21 protein-coding genes and 2 riboswitches are annotated in these 15490 nt (G+C 42.2%); of the genes, 9 read left to right on the forward strand and 12 right to left on the reverse strand.

Annotated elements, in window-relative coordinates:
• Positions 1-3: 3 nt before the first annotated feature.
• Both pxpB and AB5I83_RS11625 read right to left on the reverse strand, forming a co-directional pair.
• Positions 4-720, reverse strand: a complete 717-nt coding sequence (gene pxpB, locus AB5I83_RS11620) for a 5-oxoprolinase subunit PxpB (RefSeq protein WP_448975510.1) — start codon at positions 718-720, stop codon at positions 4-6.
• Between the two features lie 50 nt (positions 721-770).
• A complete protein-coding gene (locus tag AB5I83_RS11625; protein ID WP_448975512.1) occupies positions 771-1400 on the reverse strand; it encodes a pyroglutamyl-peptidase I in 630 nt (209 codons plus the stop codon).
• Between the two features lie 136 nt (positions 1401-1536).
• Here AB5I83_RS11625 and AB5I83_RS11630 point away from each other — a divergent pair, with 136 nt between their 5' ends.
• The 5 genes from AB5I83_RS11630 to AB5I83_RS11650 all read left to right on the forward strand — a co-directional run bounded on the left by AB5I83_RS11630 (position 1537) and on the right by AB5I83_RS11650 (position 4165).
• Positions 1537-1983 (forward strand): GNAT family N-acetyltransferase, encoded by a 447-nt coding sequence (locus tag AB5I83_RS11630; RefSeq protein WP_448975514.1) that lies wholly within the window; start codon positions 1537-1539, stop codon positions 1981-1983.
• A 156-nt stretch (positions 1984-2139) separates the two neighbouring features.
• Positions 2140-2967 carry a glycerophosphodiester phosphodiesterase gene (locus AB5I83_RS11635; protein ID WP_448975516.1) on the forward strand — a complete coding sequence of 276 codons (828 nt, stop codon included), beginning with the start codon at positions 2140-2142 and terminating at the stop codon, positions 2965-2967.
• A gap of 141 nt (positions 2968-3108) precedes the next feature.
• Complete coding sequence (locus AB5I83_RS11640) at positions 3109-3474, forward strand: DUF2089 domain-containing protein (RefSeq protein WP_226645323.1); 366 nt, start codon at positions 3109-3111, stop codon at positions 3472-3474.
• 11 nt (positions 3475-3485) lie between these two features.
• Positions 3486-3869 carry an SHOCT-like domain-containing protein gene (locus tag AB5I83_RS11645; protein ID WP_167833314.1) on the forward strand — a complete coding sequence of 128 codons (384 nt, stop codon included), beginning with the start codon at positions 3486-3488 and terminating at the stop codon, positions 3867-3869.
• A 5-nt stretch (positions 3870-3874) separates the two neighbouring features.
• Entirely contained in the window at positions 3875-4165 is a 291-nt protein-coding gene (locus tag AB5I83_RS11650; protein WP_448975518.1) for a hypothetical protein, read from the forward strand.
• Positions 4166-4217: 52 nt separating this feature from the next.
• Here the strand turns inward: AB5I83_RS11650 and AB5I83_RS11655 are convergent, their stop codons facing one another.
• Positions 4218-4736, reverse strand: coding sequence for a GNAT family N-acetyltransferase (locus tag AB5I83_RS11655; protein ID WP_448975520.1), 519 nt, complete (start codon positions 4734-4736; stop codon positions 4218-4220).
• A gap of 21 nt (positions 4737-4757) precedes the next feature.
• On the reverse strand, positions 4758-4886 hold the full coding sequence (locus AB5I83_RS11660) for a hypothetical protein (RefSeq protein ID WP_264163885.1): 129 nt from the start codon (positions 4884-4886) through the stop codon (positions 4758-4760).
• A gap of 243 nt (positions 4887-5129) precedes the next feature.
• On the opposite strand from AB5I83_RS11660, the gene AB5I83_RS11665 reads away from it, so the two are divergent.
• The 3 genes from AB5I83_RS11665 to AB5I83_RS11675 all read left to right on the forward strand — a co-directional run bounded on the left by AB5I83_RS11665 (position 5130) and on the right by AB5I83_RS11675 (position 8085).
• Positions 5130-6341, forward strand: a complete 1212-nt coding sequence (locus tag AB5I83_RS11665; RefSeq protein WP_448975522.1) for an MFS transporter — start codon at positions 5130-5132, stop codon at positions 6339-6341.
• A gap of 212 nt (positions 6342-6553) precedes the next feature.
• The gene (locus AB5I83_RS11670; RefSeq protein ID WP_448975524.1) at positions 6554-7276 is read left to right on the forward strand and encodes a DUF3784 domain-containing protein; all 723 of its coding nucleotides are present in this window, start codon (positions 6554-6556) and stop codon (positions 7274-7276) included.
• Between the two features lie 182 nt (positions 7277-7458).
• On the forward strand, positions 7459-8085 hold the full coding sequence (locus AB5I83_RS11675; protein WP_448975526.1) for a nitroreductase family protein: 627 nt from the start codon (positions 7459-7461) through the stop codon (positions 8083-8085).
• A gap of 27 nt (positions 8086-8112) precedes the next feature.
• On the opposite strand, the gene AB5I83_RS11680 is transcribed toward AB5I83_RS11675, so the two are convergent.
• The 8 genes from AB5I83_RS11680 to AB5I83_RS11715 all read right to left on the reverse strand — a co-directional run bounded on the left by AB5I83_RS11680 (position 8113) and on the right by AB5I83_RS11715 (position 14585).
• A complete protein-coding gene (locus AB5I83_RS11680) occupies positions 8113-8772 on the reverse strand; it encodes a DsbA family oxidoreductase (protein WP_448975979.1) in 660 nt (219 codons plus the stop codon).
• A gap of 155 nt (positions 8773-8927) precedes the next feature.
• The gene (locus tag AB5I83_RS11685; protein ID WP_448975528.1) at positions 8928-9380 is read right to left on the reverse strand and encodes an N-acetyltransferase family protein; all 453 of its coding nucleotides are present in this window, start codon (positions 9378-9380) and stop codon (positions 8928-8930) included.
• A gap of 144 nt (positions 9381-9524) precedes the next feature.
• Positions 9525-10373, reverse strand: coding sequence for an STAS domain-containing protein (locus tag AB5I83_RS11690; protein ID WP_448975529.1), 849 nt, complete (start codon positions 10371-10373; stop codon positions 9525-9527).
• 262 nt (positions 10374-10635) lie between these two features.
• On the reverse strand, positions 10636-11250 hold the full coding sequence (locus AB5I83_RS11695; RefSeq protein WP_448975531.1) for a protein kinase family protein: 615 nt from the start codon (positions 11248-11250) through the stop codon (positions 10636-10638).
• 68 nt (positions 11251-11318) lie between these two features.
• Entirely contained in the window at positions 11319-11711 is a 393-nt protein-coding gene (locus AB5I83_RS11700; RefSeq protein WP_448975533.1) for a sporulation protein, read from the reverse strand.
• Between the two features lie 17 nt (positions 11712-11728).
• Positions 11729-11857 (reverse strand): FbpB family small basic protein, encoded by a 129-nt coding sequence (locus AB5I83_RS11705; RefSeq protein ID WP_448975535.1) that lies wholly within the window; start codon positions 11855-11857, stop codon positions 11729-11731.
• A gap of 421 nt (positions 11858-12278) precedes the next feature.
• On the reverse strand, positions 12279-13496 hold the full coding sequence (locus AB5I83_RS11710) for a DUF5667 domain-containing protein (RefSeq protein ID WP_448975537.1): 1218 nt from the start codon (positions 13494-13496) through the stop codon (positions 12279-12281).
• Between the two features lie 94 nt (positions 13497-13590).
• Positions 13591-13674: riboswitch (cyclic di-GMP riboswitch) on the reverse strand.
• 65 nt (positions 13675-13739) lie between these two features.
• Complete coding sequence (locus tag AB5I83_RS11715; protein ID WP_448975539.1) at positions 13740-14585, reverse strand: pirin family protein; 846 nt, start codon at positions 14583-14585, stop codon at positions 13740-13742.
• A gap of 183 nt (positions 14586-14768) precedes the next feature.
• A riboswitch (PreQ1 riboswitch) is annotated at positions 14769-14813 on the forward strand.
• Positions 14814-14819: 6 nt separating this feature from the next.
• Here AB5I83_RS11715 and AB5I83_RS11720 point away from each other — a divergent pair.
• Positions 14820-15305 (forward strand): QueT transporter family protein, encoded by a 486-nt coding sequence (locus tag AB5I83_RS11720; RefSeq protein WP_448975540.1) that lies wholly within the window; start codon positions 14820-14822, stop codon positions 15303-15305.
• The last annotated feature ends 185 nt before the right edge of the window (positions 15306-15490 follow it).

A 15490-nucleotide genomic window follows, 5' to 3' on the forward strand; every position in this document is an offset into this window, starting at 1 on the left:
TCCTCACCTCTTTTCATACCTGGTAACCTGGTATGCTTCTCCCATTTGCTTTATATGTGAAAATTGCTCTTCATTGATTGGCACAAATTTTATATAATGTCCTGAATTGAACAAGAACGGTTCCTCCTTCTCAGGTGAAAATAATGTCACAGGAGTGGTGCCAATGATCCTCCAGCCTGAAGGAACATCAGCAGGATAAATCCCTGTCTGGCTCCCTCCTATTCCGACAGCTCCAGACTTCACATTATGCCTCGGCTGCTCAAGCCTTGGCACAGCCAGCTTTTCCGGCAAGCCTCCAAGGTATGGAAACCCCGGCATGAATCCCATCATATAGATGAGGTATTCTCTATTTGCATGAAGGCTGATGACTTCCTGCTCGGACAGGCCATGATATTTAGCGACATAAGCTAAGTCCTGGCCCCAGTCTCCGCCGTAGCTGACCGGAATCTCGTAGACAAGTGGAATGTCTTGCATGGTTTGACCCGGAGACAGACTGACTCGATCAAGCTCGGCTTTTAGCGATTCATAGGCTATCATTTCAGGTTGATAATAGATCGTCAGAGTCGTATAGGCAGGCACCCATTCAACGATGCCTTTAATTTTTTCTCTTTCCAGCTTGCTAATGAAAAGCTGAATTTGTCTGTTCGTCTTTTCATTGATTTCATTGCCGAATGACAAAACTACCGCTAAATCACCCAGCGGCGAGATTTTATACTCCATCCTTTCTCTCCTTTAAAAAATACCAGACAAATTTCATCCGGCATCCTTCCTTATTGTCGTGACTCTGCAGAACATGTTTCAACAATCACCTTCAATGCCTTAGTCATTGTTTCCTGCGGCAGTGATGGCAGGGAGGGATTGAGCGCTGACATTTTCGTCGATGCCGGAAAATGGATGAATCCAGCCTTGATGTTCAGGCTATTTTTCCGGATATGATTCAAAACAGCATACAAGGTGTTATTGCAGATGAAAGTACCGGCACTGTTTGAAACCGCTGATGGAATGTCCAACTCTTTCAGTCTCTTCTCAATCAGGCGGTTGGGCAAAGTGGCGAACAAGCCGTCCGGTCCCTCCTCATCGATCATTTCATCTGTTGGGATACTGCCCTTATTGTCAGGATAAGGATCACCAGAACCTGTATCTTTTACATTAATTCCGATTCGCTCTGGAGTAATCGCTGTCCTGCCAGCTGCCAGACCGCAGGAAATCACCACATCTGGCTGGGTTTCTTCCATCTTTTTAATCAACTCTTCCGCGCACTCGTCATAATTAACCGGCAAAAGGATCGTTGAGATTTCCACATTTTCAATTTCAAACTTTTCAGCTTCCAGCAACAATTCCTCAGTAGGGTTAATGTTCATTTTTCCAAAAGGCTCAAAGCCGGAGATAAGAACTTTCATCTAGCAGACCTCGTTTCTCGATTTTTATATGGAATTGGATGTATTAAAAATTCTACTATAGTTAACTATGGATATATACCTTTTAAACTCATAAAATTGGGTTTAGTTGTAATATTCCGATAATATAGGTGGTCAAATGGAAATTGAATATGGCAAAGCAACCGGACCTGAATTACAGGAGATTTTTAGCATGGCGGGTGTAAATAGAGCAGAGGCTACTGGAATACAGGCGGATAATCACAAAGAAGAGATGATATCTGCTTATAAAGATTCCCTTGAACATGGAGCTTATTTCCTTGTGGCCAGAAACCAGGAGTCATTGATTGGCTGGGTGCTGGTGGACCGAAGCCTGGATTGGTTCACGCAAAAGGAAATCGGCTGGATCAGTGATGTTTATGTAAAAAAAGACTACAGGCAAAACGGAGTTGCCAAGTCCTTGATCGAGCAAAGCCTCGTAGAGTTCAAGCACCTTGGCTATAATGATGTCCGTCTGAATGTCTTTTCATTTAACGAGAAAGCCATTCACTTATACGAAAAGCTGGGATTCAAAGACGTCAGCAAATTTATGAAGATTGATATATAGGGAATAATTACTCATCCTAATGTAAATAAAACTATGAAAATTTAACTGAATAAATTAATAATTCCATTACTCTCTTCATACAGAAACAACATAGTCTCTAAACATTCCTCCGCTAAACTAGCATTGTTACATACATTATGCGGAGGAGATGGAGAAATGAAAAAAACATTAATCGGAACAGGTTTTGCACTAACCCTAATGCTGAGTCCATTCCAACAGGCACTCGCTGCCGAACCTACAACAGGTGAATTAAGGCAGTTCGACACTGTCGCCCACCGCGGCGCTGCAGGTTATGCACCAGAAAACACAATCGCCGCATTTGATAAGGGATTGGAAATGAAGGCTGATTACATTGAAATCGATGTTCAGCGCAGCAAGGATGGCGAATTGGTCGTGATCCATGACACTACTGTAGATCGGACAACAGATGGCACTGGCAAAGTTGGCGAGCTGACACTTGAAGAACTACGCAGCCTTGATGCCGGGAGCTTCAAAGGCGAGCAATTTGCCGGTGAAAAAATTCCTACCTTTGAAGAAATACTCGAACGCTATCACGGAAAAATTGGCATATTAATAGAATTGAAAGCACCTGAGCTTTATCCTGGAATTGAAGAAGCAGTGGCGCAGGAATTGAAGGAAAGAAATCTGGACAAGCCGCAAAATGACAAGATCATCATCCAATCTTTTAACTTTGAGTCCATGAAAAAGATGGATGTATTGCTTCCAAAAGTACCGATTGGTGTCTTAACCTATTCAAGACTCCACACAACGGATGCTGCGCTTCAGGAATTCGCCAAATACGCTGATTTGTTCAACCCAAGTTATGGACTCGTTTCCAAGGAACTTGTCGATAAAGTCCACAGTCTTGGAATGGAAATCCAATCCTGGACAGTACGAAGCCCGGAAGCAGCTCAATTCCTGATTGATATGAAGGTCGACGGCATTATTACGGATTACCCGGATTATGTTGATCCGCGCAATTAAGCTAAAAAACCTGTCCTGAAGAGGACAGGTTTTTATATATTTAATTACAAAATTAAATATATTAATTAATTTAAAATTAATTATTTACATTTTTAATCTATATATATAATATATAACTAAACACACCGAAAGGAGGCAGTCATGGCATATCCAGTCTTAACGAATTGTCCTGTTTGCAGCCAAAACCTTAAAATTACCAAACTTAAATGCAATCACTGCGATACGACCATTGAAAATGAATTCGAACTTTCAAAACTTGCTTCTTTAACAAAAGAACAGCTACAGTTCGTCGAAACCTTCCTTGTATCCCGTGGAAATATTAAAGAAGTGGAAAAAGAGCTAGGAATTTCCTATCCGACTGTCCGGGGAAAGCTGAACGATATCATCACGGCACTTGGATATGACACTCAAAAGAAAAATGAACTGGATGAGAAGAAAATCGTTGCAATGCTGGAGAAGGGTGAAATTTCTCCAGAGGATGCAATCAAACTTTTAAAAGGTGAATAGGAGGAATTGCAATGAGTGAAGAGATTTCGAAGATTTTAACGATGGTACAAGAAGGAAAAATTGATTCTGAAAAAGGCGCCCAGCTGATTGCCGTACTCAAGGAAAAAGAAACTCCTGCCATACCTAAGAATCAAAATAAATACTTGGATAAAACATTAAAAATCCGTGTTGTATCCAGTGAAAATGACAATGTGAACGTCAATGTGCCGATCAAACTTGTAAAAGCACTTCTTAAAACCGGACACAGCATTGCTTCAGGCATCCCTCAATCACAGCAATACGTCAAGGATCTTGATATCAATATGCTGATCGATGCTATTGAAAATGAGCTGGATGGCAACATTGTTGACATCCAATCGGCGAACGGCGATACAGTTAAAGTCGTCATTGAGTAAAAAGCATGATAAAAATAAAGATCAAAACACCCAATAAGATCGCCATCTTCCTCCCTGTCCCTTACACAATCTTAAAATCTTCCAGCTCCATTCTTGCCTCTAAAAAGTTCCAGAAACAGATGCATAAATGGGCAAACCAGGATCTTGAACATAAACCTATTCCCGCTGCGCTTTTCAATACTTTACTAAACAAGCAGCTGATGAATGAAGTCATCCGCGAACTGGGGAATCACAAAGGAACAGTCCTTGTCGATGCAAAATTGCATGATGGTACGGTGGTCCATGTAAAACTATGAAAGCAAGAAACCCTGGCTTCCTTTTGCAGCGAAGACAGGGTTTCTATTTATATCAGAACAATTTTTCGAAGCAAACATATAATTCATGTCCCTCAGGCTTTTCATTCATCATCACTTTTCCGGTAATCTTATAGCCCCTTTTTTCATAAAAGCGGACTGCCCCCTCATTCCCGGAGTATGTATCGAGCCGGAGCACACCATATCCATGATCCCTGGCGAAGTCCTCGGCAAACTGCAGCATCTTGCTGCCAAATCCCCCGCCCTGTGCAGATGGATCGACACAAAACGAGTGGAGAATCAGCGGCTTTCCTTCTGTTTTAGACCAATTCGCATTCTCCCATTCAGGAGCCTGCCACTCATCGAGGACCATTACGCCAATTATTCCTTCTCCTTTTTTCAACACGAACAGCTCTTCACCCTGCATCGCATTCTCAAAATATTCATGGTTTGGATATTGTTCATCCCATTGTATAATGCCTCTCGACTCAAGATACTCTTTGCACTCCGCAAACATTGATCCGATGACAGGCAAATCAGTTTCCATAGCCCTTTCAATCCGTTCTTCAGCCATTTCCGAGCTCCTCCGCTGCCATTATTCACTGTCAGGCGTTATATTAAAAAAGTTCGCACTCTTGTTCTTCTTCTTTTCATCTTTTTTCTTATCATCCATTTTCCCGTCAGATTCATAGCTTAACTTGAACGGCTGCTGATCTTTTTTCATCGTAAAATCTTACCTCCTTTTTAGTTTGGCGGTAAGATTAGTTTGTCCCTTTACCCTTGTAAAATTCGAATTCTTACTGCGTGGTATGGAGCGCAAAGAAAAAAATCTTCCTACTCCGTATCTTTACTCGCTACCTTTACGTTATAAAATTGCATAATCATAATATTTAGCTTTACGAAGTTTCACGAATATCAGATAATTGAAGATAACAAAATTCTTTAGAAACCGAGAGGCACAAACAGAATGTGGAAAAATAAGAATGTCTGGATTTTATTGTCTGGCGAGTTTATTGCCGGTTTAGGACTATGGCTTGGAATCATTGGTAATCTTGAATTTATGCAAGAACATATTCCTTCTGACTTTTTAAAGTCGCTGCTGCTGGCAGCCGGATTATTGGCGGGGATAGCTGTTGGCCCGATGGCAGGGAAATTGACCGATCAACACAGCAAAAAGACTGTCATGCTCATATCAGGTTTCGTCCGAATCATCAGTGTCATGTTCATGCTGATTGCCATTCAAACCAGTTCGGTATGGTGGATGCTTGTATTCCTCGTATTATTGCAAATATCTGCCGCGTTCTACTTTCCGGCACTTCAGGCAGCTATTCCGCTTGTTGTCAGCGAGAAGGATTTATTGCAGCTGAATGGAGTCCATATGAATGTGTCAACCCTATCCCGAATAATCGGGACAGCCGCTGCAGGAATTTTACTTGTCGCCATTCCATTGAACGCTGTGTACCTCCTGTCGATGGTGGCCTACCTTGTTTTATTCGGACTGACCTGGTTCCTGCAATTTGACGAAAACAAAAAAGGTACTGAAGTAAAAGAAGGTATGCCAAAGCAAGGATTCAAAGACGTATTCCCTGTCATCGTCAAGCTGCCGATTGTGATGATGACCTTGATTTTGACGTTGATCCCTCTCATTTTCCTGGGAGGCTTCAACCTGGTGGTCATCAATATCAGTGAGCTTCAGGAAAGTACAGCCATCAAAGGCTGGATCTATACAGCAGAAGGTCTCGCCTTCATGAGCGGCGCCTTTTTGATCAAAAAAATCAGTTATAAATTTTCGCCATATAAAATATTGTTTTCCAGTTCCATGCTGATCGGCTTCTCACAGCTGTTGCTCTATTTTGCTGACCAGCCAGTCTTGACAATCATTGCCTTTCTGCTGTTCGGATTTTCCGTAGGCTGCTTCTTCCCGACCGCAGCTACCATCTTCCAGACTAGAGTGCCTAAAGACTTTCATGGCCGTTTCTTCTCGTTCCGGAATATGATGGACCGCGTTTTCTTTCAGGTCGTCCTACTCATGACCGGATTCCTTCTTGACGCAGTCGGCCTCCAAAAGATGAGCGTCATGTTCGGTGCACTGTCAATCGTCATGACAGCAATCTTTTTCCTGAGGTCGCGCAACTTAAGAGCCGCCACTACGGAAACTGAGCAAAGGGTAAGCTCGTAGACTAGATGAAATGCCATCCTGGAAAACTGGAACCGTCTCTGTCCGTCATCGAAGTTATGACGGACACTTTTCTTTTGAATCACGACTTTTCTGTCCGTCATCGAGGCTATGACGGACATTTTTCTCCCAATCACCTGATTTTTTTCCGTTAGTGAAACTTGTTTCCAGGCAATCCGTATAAGTAGGTAAGGACTCTTATAGAGGTGATCGATATGATGTTATTTATTGGGATCCAACTTCTTACGATTGTTATGTTCCTGTTCTTTGGCTGGGCGATTGTGAAGAAGAAGTGGTACGGACTGATTTCGAATTTCAATGGCAAACCTGAGGATGAGCAGCAGCAATTAATCAAGAATGGCTATCCACAAAGAGTGGGGAAGCTGATGCTCGCTACTGCCGCGGGAATGGCCCTTTTGCTTCCTTTAAGTTTCACTTCTTTTCAATATTCCCTGGAAGTCCAGTTTGGTTTTATGATGGTATTCCTTCTCGGCGGTCTGATTTATCTTTCCAAATATGAAATAAAAGAGAAGCGAAAGCGAAGCTATATTTTCAGCAGCCTTATTGCCATTGGAACGATTGGGTTTATAGTGGGACTTTTCTTTACAGGATATCAGGACTTTGAATTGAAGGACTATGGTGATTCTTTTGAAATCACAGGCATGTATGGTGAAGTTTGGGACTACGCAGATATTCGCCATGTAGAACTCCTTGAGGAAATGCCCGAAGTGACATGGAAAGAAAATGGGTTTGGCCTTGCCACGTTGGCAAAGGGACATTTCAAAGTAACGGACTACGGAAGCAGCCTGCTTTTTATCCACAAAGATTCACAGCCTTATTTATTCATCGAAACAGAAAAGGATAAGATCTTCATCAATAGCAAAAATTCAAATGAGACGAAAGAATGGTATGAAATTTTATCCAGCAAAACAAAATAAGGGGCGTCCCGGTTGAACGGGCACCCCTTATTTTCAATCCCGATTTCTCCAAAGTTCACTCCTCTTCACTGTCCAGTTATTGGAATGGTCGATTCCGGTCATACTGTTTGACTTTACCCACTTACTAATAGTAATCTGAAAGCTGCTTACTAAAAGTAACAACAACTTTGGAGGAATTCATAATGAACAAATCTGAGACAAGCCTGTCCAGTGTCATACGTGAACGACGTTCTGTCAGAAAATATGACCCTAGCTTTAAGATTTCAAAAGAAGAGATTTTAGATATATTAAAAGAGGCTGCCCTGGCACCTTCTTCAAGCAATCTTCAGCCATGGAAGTTTCTTGTCATCCAGGATGAGGAAACGAAGAAAGAACTAAGAATGATTGCCAATAACCAAGAGCAGGTCGAAACTTCTTCAGCTGTTATTGCGGTTCTGGGCGATCGGGAAATGTACCGAAATGGCGAAAAAGTATACCGCAGTTCATATGAAGCTGGGTATATGGACGAAACAACAATGAGCAGAATGATTGAAAATACCAATAAATTATACCCGTCTGCCCCCGTTGCGATCAGGGAAAACATCGCGTCTTTCGATGCCGGACTGATTTCAATGCAGCTTATGCTGATTGCCAAGGCGCGAGGTTATGACACTGTGCCGATGGGCGGATTCAACAAGCAGCAATTCCTCGAAAAATTCAACATTGATGAGCGCTATATGCCCGTCCTCCTTTTGGCTCTTGGAAAGGCTGCTCAGCCAGGGCATCCAACGACCCGCATTCCGGTCGAGGAAATCGTGGAGTTTATATAATCCTAATAAAAAGAACTAGTCCGAGGACTAGTTCTTTTTATTAGGAATCTCACAGCCATCATCATCACAGATCATTCCATCATCGCTGCTTAAAACGGTGATTTCACTCTCAGCAATGACTTTTTTCAACGACTGAACGATGACATCCGTCGGTTGTGCGCCTGTAATGGCGTACTTTTTATTGATCAGGAAGAACGGTACTCCCGTGATTCCATACTGCTGGCCGATGCTTTCATCTGCGCGGACCTCATTGGCCATTTCATCGCTAGCTAGCATTTTCTCTACTGCATCACGGTCGAGTCCCACTTCAACAGCCAATTCTGTTAATGTTTCATGGTCACCAATGTGCTTTGATTCGGTAAAATAGGCACGCAGAATTCTTTCGGTCATCTCTGCCATCAATCCATGCTTTTTAGCAAACATTGTCAAACGGTGAGCATCAAAAGTATTGGTTAAAATAAGCGTGTCCATATTATAATCCAGGCCCGATTCCTTGGCCATTTGCACCATGTTTTGCGTGCTCGCTTTCGCCTGGGCAATGCTCATCCCATATTTCTTCGCTAAAGCTTCATAAATATTATATTCAATGTCCCGACTTGAGTTCGGATCAAGCTCGAAGCATCGATACGTCACTTCAATCGGGTGATCAATCTGTTTAATAGCGTCATCCAGACGCCTTTTGCCAATATAGCAGAACGGTCAAGCAAAGTCTGTCCACATTTCAATTTGCATGCAGGATCCCTCCAGTTGATTATTTCACACTATAGTATAGGTGTTAACCATGTAAATTACACGAGATTCGACTCGTAGAGTACAGACTCACCGATGAAGACAGTGCAAATCTATTCTATTTCATAAACCAGCCAGTCTGACTGTTTTCCACCCATTTTATTGTAAAGACTTTGTGCGGCATGATTATCCTTGGACGTTTCCCATGTCATATAAGCGAAATTATTTTCCCGGATATGGGAGAGACATTTTTCAAAAAGCTGCTCTCCTGCCTTTTGGCCTCTTGCCTCGGCTGATACAAATAAGTCATTTAAAATCGCCGCCCGTTTTACCTGAAGTGTGCTGAAAGTATAATACAGGGTTGCAAAGCCGATTATTTCCCCTTCTATTTCAGCCACGAACTGCAAACCAAAGTCAGGATGAGCCAGCAAGTGTTGAATTAAATTTCTCAGTTCATCTTCATTTGGTTTTGGCTTCTTATAAAAATCCACAATGTATTGGGTCATTAAATGGTGTATCCTTGGAATGTCTCGTTCTTCAGCAGGCCGTATATTCAACTCAGCCATGCCATCACCTCCAAAATTATATTTCTCAATCCCTGCAGGTTCTTTATGCAAAAATCATTACTTTCCCTCTAGGAAATTCTCCTCTTAGAAGGTGAATCCTGCTTTTTTATGCAAAAAAAAAGCTGCGTGGGCAGCTTTCGAATTTTATGCATTTTGCAAAGTTTGAATCTCTTTGAATGCCTGGTGAAGATTTGATTTGACCATGATTCCTTCGAGGTTGAGACCAAGTGTCACCATTGTGTGGGCAACTTCAGGGCGGATGCCCGTCATGATTGTCTTGACACCAACTAGTGATAGAGCGTTGATGACCTTGAACAGCTGGTCCGCAACCATTGTATCGACAATCATAACTCCTGACACATCAAAGATAAGGTGAGAAAGCTTGAGTTTCACAGCCTGATCCAGCGTTTCTTCCATCAACAACTGGGCCCTTTCCGTATCAACATTCCCTACTAGAGGCAATACCCCTACACCAGGCATTAATGGAACGACTGGCACGGACAATTCCAATAATGCTGTCTTGGCGTTCTCAAGACTCTTTTGGTGCGAGTCGACAAATGTCAGGCTGAAGCTGTATATTGCATGGTCCATTAAAGGATCAATAATATCCAATACTTCAAAGATGACTGTTGCTGACATCTCTTTGGCCTCATGTTTGAGTGCCTTCCAGATATGATTCCGATAATAGCTTGTATCTTTAAGAGCCTCATCGAGTGAAGCACCAAGTTTATAGATATATTCTCCGGTTTCTTTGCCCCAATTTGTGATTTTTTCAAAAACCTTGCTCTGGTCTTCATGCTCAATCAATGCCTGGCCGAATAATTCGATGAAATTCGCCCTGATCTCAAGGATTTGAACTTCAATTTTACCAAGTTCATATTTCTGCGCCTCTGTCAAAGCGGCTTCAGTATACCTATCTTTATGCACAGCTTTAGCGATTTCATGCTTCCTGCTGACGATTGCTTCTCCTAATGCTTGCAGTTCGGTTGTCATTTATATTCCTCCATATGTTCAACGACAAATTGATTTATATTTTTCCTGCGGATAATATTCCAAATTGGACTGTTATAATCCATCATAACGCAGGTTCAGAATGCAGGACAAGTTTTTGAGCTTACACCTCTTTTCAGTCAGTGGAGTAAAACCGCTTTCTTTTTTGCGGGATTTCAATAAAGGACATTTTCTTAGCATGTTTAGTTTTCACTAGTTTTTAGGGGGAAGTCTCCTATCTAAAAAACGGACTGCAGCCATTGAATTAGTTAATCGTTGGCAGCAGTCCTTTTTTATAGAAGAATGCTATTAAATTTATCGCAGGTTCTGGCACTTTTTTCGGAAAACGTTCACTTCTGTAATATTTATAGAATGCACTTCTTAGGTCCTCCCACTGGGAGCATTGCTTCATTTGCCGGAATCGGGCTACATCTATAAGCTTGACTTCATCATCTGGTGTGATGATGATGTTCCGCAGATGAATATCTGAGGGATTCAGGCCTTTTTCTCTTGCTAGCTTAAGGGCATGATCGACTTCCTCGATATGGCCGGCTGCAATCGGCATGCCATTTGCCAAACACTGATAGAGTGTCATGCCCCGGACATAATCCATGACTAAGTAATTGCGTCCGGATTCGTGGAGAGTAGGGAAAAATGGAATTCCGGCAAGCTCCTTATAAATCCCGGCTTCTTCTGCGGCCACTTTCTCAAATTGAGGGAAAAAGACCTTTAGAACAAGATCTGTACCATTAATCCTGAATGCGAACGCACTCCTGCCCTCACCGACCAGCCTTAGTGATGAATCTTTATGAACCAAAGCTGCCTTTGATCCTCGGATTGAATATACAACACTGTTTGCAAGATGTTCATATTGATTCATTCTTTTGCTCCTTTCAGTCTATTCCCAATGGCTCCAACGGGGGGTTTCACCATCACCGATCCTGCAAATCATCTTTTTACAACCTTAATCAGGTCTTCATCCCAGCTTTCTATACCCTGCTTGAAAACCAATTTTGTTTTAAAATGATAGGAAATATCCTTATTTGAAGGAGGAACATCTTTCGGGAGCAGGAAGCTGAACGGCACAACATCATCCCCATCCGGCTGGATCCTTAACTGCACATCGATTGTCACAGTATCTAGTACGCTTTCTTCCTCTGTCTTTACATTCACCATGACAAGGGCACACTCAATCAGCTGCAGATCCTGATCCACAGTTCCGCCCTTGATCAAGAACTTTCCATTCACTGCCTCACCAGGAATTAAAACATCCTTCTTCAAAATCAGGTCAATCTGGGCCGAACCTACTCCTAGCAAAGACATATACTTCCGTAATAACATCCTGTTCCTCCATCTATTTACTTTTTTTGATTGATGTACTTTTCATCAAGCTTCTTTTCAATTTGCTCAATCTGTTTATGATCTGCTAACAATTCTTCTCTGTTCTTCTTAACCAGTTCATCAAAGCTAAGCTGTAATTTCTTCATACACCTACACTCCAATACTTAAATTTATGTTTTTCGATCGTAAAATGCCTCTTTATATCTATAAATAGCTCAGATTTGTTCCTTCATTTTTCGCATGCAAGTTCATGGAACCAGAGCTGTTTTTTTCATATTATTGAAGGCGTCCACTCCGCTGTTTTTCTAAACAAAAAACCTTCACCTGGTTTGGTGAAGGTTAAAAATAAATAAAGACCTTCACCAAGTTTGGTAAAGGTCTTGCTAACAACTGTCGTTGCCAGCAAAGCCGGGAGGGATTCTCCGTAATGACGACTCTGCTGTGAAAGCTACTCCCCTTTAGGAGGACTATATGATTTTATACGATAATCATACAATACAGTGTACATTCCGTCAATTCATTGAAATCAAACTGGCAGTTAATTCTGCAGCATTGACTTGCTCAATGTTACTTGCCGTTATCTTTCCCTTTTCCTTTGCTTCCATTATCATCACTGTCATCACCTTGCTCATCGTCTTGCTCATCGTCTTCTTCGCTGTCTTCATCTTCTTGTTTTTCTTTGTTTTTCTTGGTTTCTTCACGCTTTTGTTCTTCAGCTTTTTTGGTTGCTTCTTTTTGCTGCTCTTCAGCTTTTTTTGCAGCTTCCTTTCGTTGTTCTGCTGCTTTTTCTGCTGCATCTTTTTGCTTGGCTTCAGCTTTCTTCTCTGTTTCAAGCTTTTTTTCTTCAGCTTTTTTTGCTGCTAAAGCTTTCTTCTCTTCAGCTTTCTTTCCAGAGCTTTTTTCACTTTGTGCTGAAGCAGAGCCAACCTGCTGGACCGTGGTTTGTTCAGAGGCTGTTTCTTCGCTTTCATTTTCAGTTACAGTTTCAGCTGCTTGCTGTCCAGCTTCTTCTGTACTGCTCTCTTCTGATCCCTCTGTGTTTTCCTCAGTTTCTGTATCTTCCTCTTGGTCTTCTTCAGATTCTTGTTTTTTTCCTGATGCGAGACCTTTCATTTTCGAAGGATGGACGCCAAGCTGCTTGGCTGCCTGGCCAAATCCGATCTTTTCTTCTGTATATAAAGCAGTGATTTCCTCAACTGTTTTACCAGCTGCTTCTGCCAGCCAGAAGATTTGAGCAATTTGGCCGTAACCCAACTCCTGTTCGCGCAGCTGTAAAACCATTTCCTGGTCCAGATCTTTAACAACATTAGCAACGATCTTTGCTTGTTCCGTTGCTTCTTCAACTTCTTCCTTCAGCTCATCTTCAAGCTCCTCAGTAAGTTCATCCTCAACCTCAGAAACATTTTCCAGCTCTTCAGTCAGTTCGTCCTCACCTTCAGAATCAGTCTGTTCTTCAACAATTACTTCTGTAACCTTCTCTTCCGCTTCCTCAAGAGCCTCTAAATATTCTTGAAAAGCCTGTTGGACGAATTCTGTTTTTTCTTGTTCTGACATTGCGCCAGCTTCAGCCAGCCTTTCATTCGCAAACTCGAGAAGGAGTTGGGCATCTTTTTCATCATCAAAGGTAACTAGAAGCTTCAATTCCTCAAATAGTTGGTCAAAAGTAAATAAAAACTCGTCTGGAGTCGTTCCCGGGTCTACCGTTTCGCCGAGCACATCTGCAGATGCTGCAGTACCAAAAGCAAACACTCCGGTTAAAATTGTTGATGCTAAAAGCTTTTTCATTCCAATACCCCCACTGTTTTTTATATATTGGAATTAAAATCGACATAAAAAGTGCTGTCCGAAGAGCAGCACACATACATTAGCTATGTGAATCTTCGGCATCTGGCTGGCATGGTCGATGACTTTAGCCCCTGTAGCTTTGCGTCCCCCGGTTTCCCTGGGTTTGCCATTATCGGATTTTAATTCTACTTTTATCTTACTTATTCGACAGGAAAAAATAAATAGAAACTTTTAAAGTTTCGGTTATTCAGCTGCCTCGCCGAATTTACCTTCCTGATAATCGCGGTAAGCCTGGCGGATCTCATCCATCGAATTCATAACGAACGGCCCGTAGGCAACCACTTCCTCTTTGATCGGCTTTCCTGAATAGACCAACACCCTTGATCGTAGGTTTGCTTTCAGGCTTAGTTCGCTTGTCCCCTCGCCTCCGTCATTGAAAGTCAATGTTGCCGCAGCCGACTTTTTAAGGTGTGTACGACTTGAACCGGCCTCAATATCTCCTGAAAGAACATACAAGAATGCATTATGTGACTCAGGCAATGAGTATGTGAATTCGGTATCCTCAGCCAGTTGAATTTCTGATAATGTAAAAGGCACCAAGGGTTCGAGAGGCCCTTTTACACCAGCTGTTTCTCCTGAGTACACCTTTAAGATACCGCCTTCGAACTGGACAACCGGTGCCTGTTGGGAATACACATTTTGATAGGAAGTGGTAGTGCCCTTCAGCTCCTTCGGAAGATTCAGCCAGAGCTGCAATGTATGCGCGATATCATTGTCGACTGCCTCTTCAGCATGCCGCGCGCCGCTGCCTGCGTTCATATACTGGATGTCACCGGATTCCAGGATGCTGTGGCCTCCATGGTTGTCAATGTGCTCCAGCCTGCCATCAATGATATACGTAATCGTCTGGAAGCCTCGGTGCGGGTGATCGGAGAAAGTCCCGCGCTTAAACCAGTCCTCCGCCATTAAAATGAAAGGATCCAGTTCCCTCCAGTCTTGTGGGTTCAGCACAAGTCCTGCCTGGACATGCGGCATCCCTCTTTCTTCATATTGAACAGTCCAATGCTTCTTGATATCTCTTATGAACATTTTTCAAAACCCCTTTATCATACTGCTTACTTTCCTATTCTCAAATTATAACAAGGCAGCGTTATATTTTAAAATAAAGATAATTTAAGCTGAGATATCTTGTGGTCGCCCGACAACTATTATTCTAAGAAAATTATATTGTGAGAAGGTCTTTTATCCTATATAATATAAAATTGGCTTTTAAATAACGTGGTTCGTAACCATCCCACGTAAAAAAACTAGGAGAGATGAAAAATGAACACTAGAACGATTGTGAGGAACGGGATTCTTGCAGCTCTATATATTGCCGTTTCTGCCGTCATCCAGCCATTTGGCTTCACTAATGTACAATTCCGCGTGTCGGAAATGTTTAACCACTTGATCGTTTTCAATAAGAAATACTTTTTTGGAATCGTATTGGGTGTGTTTTTAACCAATTTGCTCTTTTCACCAATGGTCGCCTATGACCTCGTCTTTGGAGTTGGCCAGTCTGTGATCTCCTTGCTGATTACGATTTTCACAGCAAAATATATTAAGAGCATCATTGGCCGCATGGTTGTGAACACATTGGTCTTCACATTCACGATGTTCCTGATTGCGATTGAGCTGAACCTGGCATTCCAATTGCCATTCTGGTTCACATGGCTGACAACAGCCGCAGGTGAATTAACGGTTATGGCTGTAGGTATACCTGTAATGCTTGCGATTCACAAACGCATAAACCTTGAAAAATTAGTTTAATATAGATCAAACGCATGGATGAAGAGAGTCCATGCGTTTTGTTTTGCCTCAAAGTTGGAGTCTTTCTTTAGATATCGACTTAAGCTTCAACCGTTTTTGGTATGAACTCGCACCTGTTTCGGACATTCTAAACGGCTTCCGCTGCTATTTTGTCCGAACTTGCATCTACTTCAGACATTCTAACC

It is taken from the genome of Mesobacillus sp. LC4 (assembly GCF_053543455.1).